We start from the raw sequence: 12,642 nt of genomic DNA on the forward strand, positions 1-12,642 counted from the left end.
TATAAATTCCGTTCACTTCGGTATGGCAGCTAAATAATGATTAATATTCCACACCTCATTAAATATAAATACGGGCTCGCCGCATTGTGTTTACTATTAGTAAGTTTCCAGACTCATGCTGTTCAATTAGCACCACTTAGTGGCTCTGAATATGTGGGTGATTTAGCTGAATTAGAAAAAAAGCGGGTATTGCGAGTATTGGTTGCAGCAGATCTCGGTTTTTACTATATAGAAGATGGTATAACTAAAGGTATTATTGCCGATTTATTGCAGCATTTTGAGAAAGACATTCATAAAACACACCCAAAAATGCACTTACAAATTATTCCTGTCCATCGAGATAAATTGTTACCTTATATAGTTAAAGGCTTAGGCGACTTAGCCATTGCCAATATTACAATAACAACTGAACGTAAAAAACAAGTTGATTTTAGTCAACCTGTACTTACCAATATATCAGAAGTACTTATTAACAATATTAAACAGCCCCCCTTTAACAAAGTAACCGATTTAAGTGGTAAAACAATCTGGGTGAGAAAAAGTTCGAGTTACTATCAAAGTTTACTCAAAATTAATAATAAATTGCGCATGCAAAACTTACCACCCGCATCAATATTGTTTATTGATGAAACACTACAAGATTATGAATTATTAGAACTTATAAATTTAGAACTACTCAATGCAACAGTGATAGATAACCACAAAATAAAAATCTGGCAACCCATATTAAAAAATATCCGTGTTAATGATCATTTTGTTTTACGTAATGACGGTCAAATAGCTTGGGCGATACGTAAAGATAGCCCCAACCTAATGGCACTGGTTAATCGCTATATTGATACAGTAAAAGAAGGGACATTAATAGGTAATATTATTTACAGTAAATATATTGAAAACCATCGTTGGCTTAATACACTACTTGATCCTAATAATATCGATAAAATGGAAAGTTTATCGCATATTTTCTTTCGCTATTCAAAACAATACGACTTTGATTATTTAATGTTAATGGCGCAAGGTTTTCAAGAATCAGGGCTAAATCAACATAAAGTATCAAACAAAGGTGCCGTCGGTATCATGCAGGTACTACCCAGCACTGCTCGTGACCCTAGTGTGGATATTCCTAATATATATACATCAAAAAACAATATTCATGCTGGTGTAAAATATATGCGTTATTTACAAGACCAATATTTTAGCAGTGATGAAATTGATTATGATAATAAAATGTATCTCTCACTCGCTGCTTACAATGCAGGCCCTGGCAATATCAATAAAATGCGGCGTTATGCCAAAGAACAAGGTTATAACCCTAACGTTTGGTTTAATAATGTTGAACTTATTACCCGTAAACATATTGGATCACAACCGATTGTCTATGTGAATAACATCAATCGTTATTTCATTGTTTACAAACAAATAATGAAACTACAACGTTTCCGTGACTCTGGTATTCGCCCTTTTATTCCACCCTATAGATTTGATGCTCCAGTGTTATTTAAATAGCACATCAAAAATCAGTCATAATCACCATTAGCAATATGCACAATAGTGATTATGATTTTAAATTAGGTAGTGATAAATGTTTAGTTCGGCGATCATGTTTATGGAAATACCATAATTTACGGTTTTTGGATGATTTTTTCATTACAGCACCTGTAACAAGACTAATAGAGTAAATATCATTCTATTATCTATTGATAATGTAAATTAATACCAGTCGCAATCATAACTCATATTTCCAATATTACATTTTAATATTAGTACGATAAATTCACTCACAATATTAGCATTACTCTTTACCCTTCCAGATAGAAAATACTTAATTTAAAAAACTTTGCCTCATAATAAGCCATAACAACCTAATTAACTTAAATATTTCAATCATATAACATGAAACAAATCACAAAACATAATGGAGTTACATTCAGTGTCTTCATTATTATTCTTATTTTTATCACCATATTCAAACAAATAGCAAGCGATTGCGCAAACGTGAAAAATTAGTTTTTGTCAATTGCAAAAAAAACTACTGGATTAAAAATGCGATATATATCACTTTATCGAAGAATGAAATCATTCAGCATACACACATAAACAGATAATAATCACACTGAGCACAATCCAATATGGTCTATTTACACTTTATACTCGGGTTAGTCGTTATTGCAGTATTAGCTTTACTTGCCAGCAACAACCGAAAGAACATCAAATATCGCTATATTATTCAGCTACTTATAATAGAGTTAGCACTTGCTTACTTCCTACTCAACTCATCAGCAGGTACAGGTATTGTAAAAGAGTTTGCAGATGCATTTAATGGTTTACTCTCATTTGCAGGTGATGGTACTAATTTTGTGTTCGGTAATTTATCGAATAACAATGATTTTAACTTCTTCCTAAGTGTATTAATGCCGATTGTTTTCATTTCCGCATTAATTGGTATTCTGCAACATATCAAAGTATTACCTTACATCATTAAAGCGTTAGGTTTCTTGTTATCTAAAGTCAATGGCATGGGCAAACTAGAATCATTCAATGCAATCAGTGCATTAATGGTTGGTCAGTCTGAAAACTTTATCACGTATAAAAACATTTTAGGCGGAATGTCAGAGCGTCGTATGTACACCCTTGCAGCGACGGCAATGTCAACGGTTTCTATGTCTATCGTTGGCTCATACATGAAGCTTATCGACCCAAAATATGTTGTTGCTGCATTGTTTTTAAACATGTTCAGTACCTTCATCATTCTGTCTATTATCAATCCTTACGATCACGAAGCTGAGATGGATATTGATGAAATGATGGCAGCAGAAAGTGGTGAAACACTGACTTTCTTTGAGATGCTGGGTGAATATATTTTAATGGGCTTTAAGGTTGCTGTTATTGTTGCGGCGATGCTTATCGGTTTCATTGCACTCATTTCAATGATCAATGCAGGCTTTGATGCAGCATTTGGCATCAGCTTCCAAAACTTAATTGGCTACTTATTCTACCCTGTTGCATGGTTAATGGGCGTTCCTGCTCATGAGGCATTACAAGCTGGTAGTATTATGGCAACCAAACTTGTAACTAATGAATTTGTTGCAATGATGGACCTTCAAAAACAAGTAGGTACTTTGTCTGCGCACACTGTTGGTACGGTTTCTATCTTCCTTGTGTCATTCGCAAACTTCAGTTCTATCGGTATTATTGCTGGTGCGGTTAAAGGTGTGAACGAAGAGAAAGGTAATATGGTTGCTCGCTTTGGCTTACGCCTACTTTATGGTTCAACCTTAGTTAGTATTTTATCTGCATTAATTGCCAACATTATGCTATAGCAGTATCAATCAATGGCAGGGTTTATTAAGCCCTGCCATTTAATTATATAAGAATCAACATCTTCAATTTTTCATCCCAGCCTACAACCTCTATTTTTCACTAATATGCGATTTATTCCACTGCACTTAATTAAATAAGTAATATTAACTTCCAATTTTAGCCCCTTTCATTTGTATGATAAATAATTTAGATTTTATGCTACTCATCACATTAAATTCGATTTAGCGAAAACATGTCCTGAGCCGATCAACAATTATAACCATGAGGCTTATATGTCAAATAAAACCATTTCAGGTGCAGAACTTGTCGTTGAAACCCTAAAGGCACATGACGTTCCCCACATTTTTGGTATTCCTGGTGCTAAAATCGATGCTGTGTTTGATGCCGTATGTGATAACGGTCCTGAAATCATTATTTGTCACCACGAACAAAACGCAGCTTTCATGGCAGCCGCAACAGGTCGTTTAACAGGCAAAGCTGGTGTTTGTCTTGCAACCTCAGGTCCTGGCGCATCAAATCTCGTGACTGGTGTTGCTACGGCAAATAGTGAAGGTGATCCTGTTGTTGCACTTGCTGGTGCGGTTCCCCTTTCGATGTATTCCCATAATACGCACCAATCAATGGATACTCGTTCTCTGTTTAACCCTATTACTAAGTTTTCCGCTGAAGTAATGGACAGTGCTTCTGTACCTGATGTCGTGCATAAAGCATTTCGTATTTCAGAACAACCAACTCAAGGTGCAAGTTTTGTTAGCCTTCCTCAGGATGTACTAACCAACCAAATCCCTTTTATTCCAGTACAACAACCAAAACCAATTTTATTTGGTGGTGCGCACCCACAAGCTATCCGTCAAGCGGCTGATCTTATTAACGCAGCTAAAAATCCAGTATTATTATTAGGTATGGATGCGAGTCAGCCTTTTGTTACAGGTGCTATTCGTCAATTACTTGAACAAACTAAAATTGCCGTGGTAAATACTTTTGCTGCTGCAGGTGTCATTTCACATAATTTATATGATTGTTTTCTTGGTCGTGTGGGTTTATTTAAAAACCAACCAGGTGATATTGCATTAAACAATGCTGATTTAATTATTACTATTGGTTATAGCCCAATTGAATACGATCCAATCTTATGGAATAAAGACGGTAAAACACCTATTATCCATGTGGGTTATCAACAAGCTGATTTAGAAGCTAGCTATAACCCAATTTCGGAAGTCGTTGGTGATCTTGCGGTCTCTGTTGCTTCTATTGCTGCTGAATTAGATCAACGTGAATCACTTGAAAATAATCAGAAATTTCAAGATTTACGTCAAGACCTACAACAGATTATGCGCATGGGTGTTAATAAAACATCATCAATGGGTGTCCATCCATTACGTTTTGTTCATGACTTACGCCAGTTTGTAAGTGACGATACCACAGTATGCTGTGATGTGGGCTCTATCTATATTTGGATGGCACGTTACTTCCACTCTTTTGAACCACGCCGCTTGTTGTTCAGCAACGGTCAACAAACATTAGGTGTTGCTTTACCTTGGGCTATCGCTGCATCACTACTGACACCAAATGAAAAAGTTATTTCAATGTCTGGTGATGGGGGCTTCTTATTTTCATCGATGGAATTGGCAACCGCAGTTCGTCATAAATGTAATATTGTTCACTTTGTTTGGACAGATCACAGCTATGACATGGTTAAAATTCAGCAGCTTAAAAAATATGGTCGTGAAAGTGCAGTGAGCTTTATGGGCCCAGATATTGTTAAGTATGCCGAAAGTTTTGGTGCTTATGGTTTAGCGATTAATACTGCTGATGATATTGAACCAGTACTACGAAAAGCAATGGCATTAAGCGGTCCTGTATTAGTTAACGTTAATATTGACTACCGTGATAATAGCCGTCTACTTGATCAACTTCACCCTTGCCAACAAGATTAATAGGACAACATCATGAGTCAGCAACCTAACGAAAAGACATTTTACCAAACCTCAATGATGAGTGCTTTAATTGCAGGTTTATACCAAGGCGATTTTACAATTGGTCAACTACTTGACCATGGTAACTTTGGCATTGGTACCTTTAATGACCTTGACGGTGAAATGATTGTTTTAGGTGATGAAGTATATCAACTAACCAGTACTGGTGAAGTACATCTAGTTAATCATGATATTACTACGCCCTTTGCTTCAGTGGTTAATTTTGAACCAACTGAAAAAGTAAGTCTTATTGAACAAACTAAAGCTGAGTTTGAAACGTGCTTAGAAAATGATTTTGTTGCCAATAATGCTATTAATGCGATTCGCTTAACGGGTAAATTTTCATACGTTAAAACACGTACCGTACCAGCACAACATCGCCCTTATCCGCCAATGGTAGAAGTCGTAAAACATCAACCTATTGCAGAAATGACCCATGTCTCTGGTGTAATGATCGGCTTTAAGATTCCTGAATACATGATCGGTATTAATGTTCCAGGATTCCACTTCCATTTCATTAGCGATGACCGTACTCAAGGTGGTCATGTGAGTGACTTCATTTTGACAGAAGGTACAGCTGAAGTTGAAATCTTCAAAGATTTCCATTTACGTATGCCTGCATCTCAAGAATTTGATCGTGCAGATTTAAATCCTGATGATCTAAAAGCGGCTATTCATACCACAGAAAAATAATTTCTAAGTTAATATTCCCTTAAGCCTTATTATTTAAAATAATGGGGCTTTTTTTTATCCATTTTAAAAACATGATTGACAATACCTAAGACACTCTCTATCATCCGCGCCAACTAAAGCAAACGATTACATTAGATTGCTTTTTTGCCAAAAAATACACCACAATCGTACAGCTGATCCCCATCAGTTGTCTTTCTATTTTTATAAATATGAGAGACTTTGATTTTGGGATTGATTATGCACACGAACACACAAACAACCAACACCTCCCCTCGCCACACTGATTGGCAAAATAAAGCCATTTTAAGCGTTGCTTTTTTAATGGCAACAACCTCTGTAGGGCCTGGCTTCTTAACGCAAACCGCGGTATTTACCAATATTTATAATATAGATATGGCTTTCCCTGTTTTTGCTTCTATGTTTATTACCTTTGGTATAGTAATGAACCTATGGCGTATCGTTGGTGTTTCAGGTTTACGTATTCAAGATATTGCCAATAAAGTTGCACCAGGCATGGGATACGTCATTGGTATTTTATTGGCGCTTGGAGCCGTTGCATTCAACTTTGGTAATGTAAGTGGCTCAGCACTAGGCATGAATGTTCTAATGGGACTAGACACCACGTGGGGCGCTATTTTCACTGGTGTTATCGGTAGCCTGCTATTTATTGTCCATAATGCATCAAAACGAATGGATCAAATGGCGCGTTACTTAGGGCTATTAATGATTGTACTCATTGCCTATGTCGCCCTGACTAATTTACCCCCTCTCGCGCCAACAGTCTTAGCGGCAGTCGCTCCATCTGATTTTTCTAATTTACTGTTACCAACATTAACCATCGTTGGCGGTGCTGTTGGCGGTTATTACACCGGTGCTCAACGTTTAATTGATGTTAAGTTACAAGGTATAGAAAATACGAAAATCGTTACTAAAGCTGCATGGGCAGGGATATCAATTGCCGTAATTATTCGTATTTTATTATTTTGTGCGGTGTTAGGTATCATCACAACGGGTGTCACATTAGATCCAGCCAACCCTGCAGCAGATGCATTCCGCCACGGAGCAGGTGATATTGGTTACTTTATCTTTGGACTCGTGTTATTTGTTGCATCAATTACCTCGGTCGTTGGTAATTCATACATGGCAATATCCCTTATAAAAACTCTTTTTCCTATTGTTGCTCGTAATGAAAAAACATGGTGTGTTGGATTTATTATCCTGACAACGGTAGGAACTGTATTGATGAATATGCCAATTTTGTTACTGATGTTAGCTGGTCTTGTTAACAGCGTTATTCTACCAATCGTACTCGCCACCATGCTGGCAGCAACACGACAGAAAAAAATTGTTGGCGATTACAAACACCCACTTTATCTGACCGCAATTGGTATCACTATTGTAATTGTCATGGGCTTAGCTAGCTTATCCAATATCAGTGGTTTTATTAATAAATTCATAGGGTAACATGTGCCACACACGCTCTTATGGGTATCTAAGTTTATCAATTAATTAATGGTTGGTATTCACAATATTACGCACTAATCTAGTGATAGATCTATTATAAATATAATAAATATCAATATAAAACGCACTAATGGTTGTCATTAGGTATAGGTTTTAGTTATATTAGAGGTACACCATTGCAGTCATTCTTATGGAGATAGATAAGATATGGCTTATATCCATAATAATAAATTAAGATGAATCGTTAAATAATGAATATAAAGATTGAAACTCTTAGCTCATTTATTGCTGCTGCCGAATATGGTTCGTTTAGTGCTGCTGCACGACAGCTAAATAAAACTCAAGCTGCAGTTAGCCTCACTATCCAAAATTTTGAAATTGACTTAGGATTTCAAGTATTTGACCGTTCAAGTAAATGCCCTCGCCTTACTGAAAAAGGAGAGCATGTACTCAAGAATGCAAAAATAATGATGGCGCAATATCAAACATTTCTTGAGCGTTCTTTATCTATATATCATATGAATGATGTAAAAATAAAGGTCGGTATCGACCCACTGGTTTGCAATGACAAAATTCTATCAATAATCAAAAGATTATCATCTGATCTACCTAATATTGAATTGTTTATTATGCAACAAAATAGTAAGCGTTTAGCAGAAGAGATCAAAGCTAAAAATCTCGATATTGCACTAGGTATCTTTGACCATGAAAATAAAATTAACCTAGAGTATACGCAAGCATTTAATATCAATGTAAGCTGGGTCGCAACTCAATCTTACCTTGATAAATTTAATGACGGAGCAACAACATTAAGTTACCAAGACTTCTGTCAGCAGCGTCTGTTAATTCCAGCATCTTTAGATTCATTACCATTTGAAGAAGCTAAAGCAGCATTACAATTGTGGCATGTTGAAGATATCCATACAATTTTATCACTATGCCGTGAAGATATTGGTATTTGTTGTTTACCGGATTTTGTATTACAACATGATCTTAAGAATGAACTAGTGAAGAAACTTAACCTTTCATTTAGTAAAATCACCAGCAATGTATGGTCAGCATCTCTAATTTATCCTATTGGCTCTCAATTAAGCCCAGCTATCCACTGGCTTCAGGGGCAATTTACTGAGATTGAATCATTTTAAATTATTACCATTTAGCATGAGCTTCTTCGCTCATGCTATTTTTTTATAAATTGCTCTTCTTGAATTCTCACACCATAAGAATCATCACCATTAATTAAATCTCTTCCCCCCCTCTTCTCTACTCTACAAATTGTATAGTTATGCATATAAATTGCAGACATAAATAGCTTTATTATATGAGTAATTTAACGCCACCATTCTTTACCATGATCTATTATCACAGTTAATTATTACCATACAGTAAAGGTTATTTGTTTTTATTGGCATTGTTATTAAATAAACTAGTAATATAATAGTCACTATTGGCTCAACAGAGATATTTTAAAAAAAATACCCGTGTTTAGTTCACAGAACTTGAATTTTGACTGATTTAATTGTCTTATATCAAAGAAATTCATCACATATAAGATATCAGGTAGCCGCCCTGCGTGTTGTGGCTAATAAAAAGTCATTTTGTAGCAACGGATCAGCTCATAGCTTTAATGATGGAAAGACCATCCCCTGAGAATGATATCTAGGGTTCACTTTTTGAGGTATTCGTTATGTCACGAATCGTTATTGTAGGTGGCGGTGCTGCCGGTATAGAACTATCTACATTGTTAGCCAAAGCTAATCGTAAAGAACATGAAATCATTTTGGTTGAACCAGAAACAGATCACTATTGGAAGCCACGTCTGCATGAAATTGCAGCGGGTACTTTTGATCGTGAACTAGATGCTGTGTGTTATTTCACTCATGGTGCAATCAATGGCTACCAACATTATCAAGCAGCGATGACTGATATAGATCGTGAAAATAAAATGCTAGCTGTTCGCCGTAATGATGGTACAGAAGCAATGGTTAAATACGATTACCTAGTTGTTGCTGTTGGCGCAGTAAGTAATGATTTTAATACAACAGGCGCTCGCGATAACTGTATTTTCCTTGATTCAGCTAGCCAAGCACGTCATGCATGGCACAAAATCAGTCAATTATTACGCGAAGGTAATGATCGTACTGTCAATATTGTAGGCGCTGGTGCAACAGGTGTTGAACTTGCAGCAGAGCTTGCGCGAGTAAGTCATAAGCTACAACGTTATAATGCTGCCAAACTGACAATTAACTTAATTGAAGCAGCAGATCGTGTGCTACCAAATAGCCCACTAAAGATGTCAGAAAAAGTATTAAAAGAACTTAAACGTACTAATATTAATGTACTACTTAATACTCGTATCAGTGAAGTTTCTGATCACGGTATGGTTACGGCTGACAATCAAGCATTAGACGCTGATATTCAATTTTGGGCTGCTGGTGTGAAAGCACCAGATTGGTTAAACGGTCTTGGTGGTTTAGAATATAATCGCATGAACCAGATTTTGGTTAACCCGAACCTAACCACCACGATTGATAGCAGTATCTTCTCTTTAGGCGATTGTGCATCAATTCCACAAGCTGATGGTAGTTTTGTACCACCTAAAGCTCAAGCAGCAAACCGCGCAGCAGTTCACTTAACGAAAAGCTTAACCAATTTATTACGTGGTAAAGAACTAACTGATTTTGAATTCAAAGATGGCGGTATGGTTGTCGCGGTTGGTCACCACTTTGCTGTTGGCTCATTTGCCCCACAATCAAAAATGGCAAATAAATTAGTCTTTAAAGGTCGTATTATTCGTCGTCTTTACGATACGATTTTCCGTCTTCACCAACGTACTGTTGAAGGCTTATTTACTGTATCACGTTTAATCATTACCAAACGCTTAAAGGCATTGTTCCAGCCTAGTGGTATGCTATAAACCAGCATAATAAATATTCGGCTAATCATTATTAGCCGAATATAATACCTAATACCTAATACCTAATACCTAATACCTAATACCTAATACCTAATACCTAATACCTAATACCTAATACCTAATACCTAATATTTTATCGGTAAAATTCTTTTTATCATAATACCTTTAATACTTTACCCTACTCTACATATTAAGATTAATATAATGAAAAAATTCTTTGCTAAGTTATTCGGTAATAATACCGAAGGTTCAACGACACCTTTTATTAAATTACACCCAGCAATAGATAATGGAATTAAACCAACTAAAAATACATTTAAAGGTGGCTTAATTAGCTGTCAATGCCGAAGAAATAAAGTCACTGTTAAATTAAATGGTCAAACGGCTCATAACCATGCTTGTGGCTGTTCTAAATGCTGGAAACCTAAAGGCGCATTATTTTCACAAGTTGCCGTTATTCCAAAAAATAATGTTGAAGTAATAGCAAATGCTAAAAAATTAATCATCGTTGATAAAACAGCAACCATTCAACGTCATGCTTGTAAAGATTGTGGTGTTCATATGTATGGTCGGATTGAAGACACCAACCACCCATTTTACGGCTTAGACTTCGTTCACACTGAACTATCAAGCGAGCAAGGCTGGTCTGCTCCTGCGTTTGCTGCATTTGTTTCATCCATTATTGAAACAGGTACTGATCCTAAATCAATGCCAGCAATTCGTGAACGTTTTGAATCATTAGGTTTAGAAACTTATGATTGCTTATCACCTGACTTAATGGATGCTATTGCAATCCACATCAGTAAACATAGCCATTAATATTGCTATATACTAGTAGCAATAAGCCCTATTAAGCATTTCGCTTTAATAGGGCTTTTTTTTGTCCATTTTTATTGTTTCCATTCAGTAATAATCAATTACTATATTCAACATTGTGTAATAATTAATTAAGCATAGAATATGTTTTATCAACTCACCCACTGTTGATTATCTAAATTAAATATAAAATTATTATTCCTTATTAAATAAACAATAATAGTTTTATTTAATTCAGCACCTCGAATTTATAATTATTATTCTATAACAATTAAAAGAGAAACATTATGTCTATATCTCTACACCCTGCAATTGATAACGGTTTTGCTGCAACTAAAGAAAACTTCCAAGGTGGCGTATTAAACTGTAACTGTGAATCAAATACAGTTCGCGTAAAACTATCAGGCCAAACTGCACACAACCATGCTTGTGGTTGTTCTAAGTGTTGGAAACCTGAAGGTGCCGTTTTTTCACAAATCGCGGTTATTTCTCGTGACAATGTTGAAGTCATTGCTAACGCAGAAAAGCTAGTTATTATCGATGAATCTGCAGCAATTCAACGTCATGCTTGTAAAGAATGTGGCGTTCACATGTACGGTCGTATCGAGAATGCTAATCACCCATTCTTCGGTTTAGATTTTGTTCACACAGAACTATCAACTGACAAAGGTTGGTCTGCTCCTGAGTTTGCTGCATTTGTTTCATCTATCATTGAAACAGGCACTGATCCTAAAGATATGACAGCTATCCGTGCTCGTCTTAACGAACTTGGTCTTAATACCTACGATTGCCTTTCTCCTGCACTAATGGATGCAATTGCAGCACACGTTTACGCTCAAAATCACCCACAAGCGTAATATACATAGCAACACCTGACAAAATAAGAAGCAATATCTTTCTGAGATATTGCTTTTTTTTGTCAGATTTGTATCCCTAAGTAAACAAATATGAGTGATATCACACTTAGATAACAATCTCCCCATGCGTATCAAGAATAGACTATTCTAGATAACGCTTTTAATTAACGTTCTAAATGATAATTATACTTAAAAACAGTCACATTATTACACCTTGGTAATAATGATTTTCCATATTTAGGGATTATCAATATTTAAGAAACAAATATAATAGCTGCATCAAGTCACCATGATGACATTAGATCAGTGACTATAATTAACAACGAACACCATGCTTGAACATGGGTCACCTATATTTTAAGAGAGTGAACGATGACTGACAAATTTATCAAATCAAAAGCGGCTATCGCATGGGGTCCTAAACAGCCTCTTTCTGTTGAAGAAATTGATGTAATGTTACCCCGTGCTGGTGAAGTATTAGTTCGCATCGTTGCAACTGGCGTATGTCACACTGATGCATTCACATTATCTGGCGACGATCCAGAAGGTATCTTCCCTGCGATCCTTGGTCACGAAGGTGGCGGTATCGTTGAAATGA

10 protein-coding genes are annotated in these 12,642 nt (G+C 36.1%); all 10 read left to right on the top strand.

Annotated features, from left to right (window positions below):
- Positions 1-36 precede the first annotated feature (36 nt).
- Positions 37-1,506 carry an MltF family protein gene (locus CZ809_RS11425; protein WP_080157751.1) on the top strand — a complete coding sequence of 490 codons (1,470 nt, stop codon included), beginning with the start codon at positions 37-39 and terminating at the stop codon, positions 1,504-1,506.
- 623 nt (positions 1,507-2,129) lie between these two features.
- On the top strand, positions 2,130-3,320 hold the full coding sequence (locus CZ809_RS11430) for a NupC/NupG family nucleoside CNT transporter (RefSeq protein WP_080157752.1): 1,191 nt from the start codon (positions 2,130-2,132) through the stop codon (positions 3,318-3,320).
- 273 nt (positions 3,321-3,593) lie between these two features.
- Positions 3,594-5,258, top strand: coding sequence for an acetolactate synthase AlsS (gene alsS, locus CZ809_RS11435; protein WP_080157753.1), 1,665 nt, complete (start codon positions 3,594-3,596; stop codon positions 5,256-5,258).
- 12 nt (positions 5,259-5,270) lie between these two features.
- The gene (budA, locus tag CZ809_RS11440) at positions 5,271-5,990 is read left to right on the top strand and encodes an acetolactate decarboxylase (protein ID WP_045038424.1); all 720 of its coding nucleotides are present in this window, start codon (positions 5,271-5,273) and stop codon (positions 5,988-5,990) included.
- A gap of 237 nt (positions 5,991-6,227) precedes the next feature.
- The gene (locus CZ809_RS11445; protein WP_080157754.1) at positions 6,228-7,454 is read left to right on the top strand and encodes an NRAMP family divalent metal transporter; all 1,227 of its coding nucleotides are present in this window, start codon (positions 6,228-6,230) and stop codon (positions 7,452-7,454) included.
- Positions 7,455-7,705: 251 nt separating this feature from the next.
- On the top strand, positions 7,706-8,599 hold the full coding sequence (locus tag CZ809_RS11450) for a LysR family transcriptional regulator (RefSeq protein ID WP_080157755.1): 894 nt from the start codon (positions 7,706-7,708) through the stop codon (positions 8,597-8,599).
- A gap of 542 nt (positions 8,600-9,141) precedes the next feature.
- A complete protein-coding gene (locus CZ809_RS11455) occupies positions 9,142-10,371 on the top strand; it encodes an NAD(P)/FAD-dependent oxidoreductase (RefSeq protein WP_080157756.1) in 1,230 nt (409 codons plus the stop codon).
- A gap of 204 nt (positions 10,372-10,575) precedes the next feature.
- Positions 10,576-11,190, top strand: a complete 615-nt coding sequence (gene gfa, locus CZ809_RS11460) for an S-(hydroxymethyl)glutathione synthase (protein WP_080157757.1) — start codon at positions 10,576-10,578, stop codon at positions 11,188-11,190.
- Positions 11,191-11,474: 284 nt separating this feature from the next.
- On the top strand, positions 11,475-12,044 hold the full coding sequence (gene gfa, locus CZ809_RS11465; protein WP_080157758.1) for an S-(hydroxymethyl)glutathione synthase: 570 nt from the start codon (positions 11,475-11,477) through the stop codon (positions 12,042-12,044).
- A 372-nt stretch (positions 12,045-12,416) separates the two neighbouring features.
- A partial coding sequence (locus CZ809_RS11470) for an alcohol dehydrogenase catalytic domain-containing protein (protein WP_159447941.1) occupies positions 12,417-12,642 on the top strand: 226 nt, incomplete at its 3' end.

Origin of the sequence: Photobacterium piscicola (assembly GCF_900166965.1) — a bacterium.
Taxonomy (GTDB): Bacteria; Pseudomonadota; Gammaproteobacteria; order Enterobacterales; family Vibrionaceae; genus Photobacterium; species Photobacterium piscicola.

What these genes read in the sequence shown, in the direction of transcription:
- CZ809_RS11425 (WP_080157751.1), top strand. Translation starts at nt 37, where the DNA reads ATGATTAATATTCCACACCTCATTAAATATAAATACGGGCTCGCCGCA.
- CZ809_RS11430 (WP_080157752.1), top strand. Translation starts at nt 2,130, where the DNA reads ATGGTCTATTTACACTTTATACTCGGGTTAGTCGTTATTGCAGTATTA.
- alsS (WP_080157753.1), top strand. Translation starts at nt 3,594, where the DNA reads ATGTCAAATAAAACCATTTCAGGTGCAGAACTTGTCGTTGAAACCCTA.
- budA (WP_045038424.1), top strand. Translation starts at nt 5,271, where the DNA reads ATGAGTCAGCAACCTAACGAAAAGACATTTTACCAAACCTCAATGATG.
- CZ809_RS11445 (WP_080157754.1), top strand. Translation starts at nt 6,228, where the DNA reads ATGCACACGAACACACAAACAACCAACACCTCCCCTCGCCACACTGAT.
- CZ809_RS11450 (WP_080157755.1), top strand. Translation starts at nt 7,706, where the DNA reads ATGAATATAAAGATTGAAACTCTTAGCTCATTTATTGCTGCTGCCGAA.
- CZ809_RS11455 (WP_080157756.1), top strand. Translation starts at nt 9,142, where the DNA reads ATGTCACGAATCGTTATTGTAGGTGGCGGTGCTGCCGGTATAGAACTA.
- gfa (WP_080157757.1), top strand. Translation starts at nt 10,576, where the DNA reads ATGAAAAAATTCTTTGCTAAGTTATTCGGTAATAATACCGAAGGTTCA.
- gfa (WP_080157758.1), top strand. Translation starts at nt 11,475, where the DNA reads ATGTCTATATCTCTACACCCTGCAATTGATAACGGTTTTGCTGCAACT.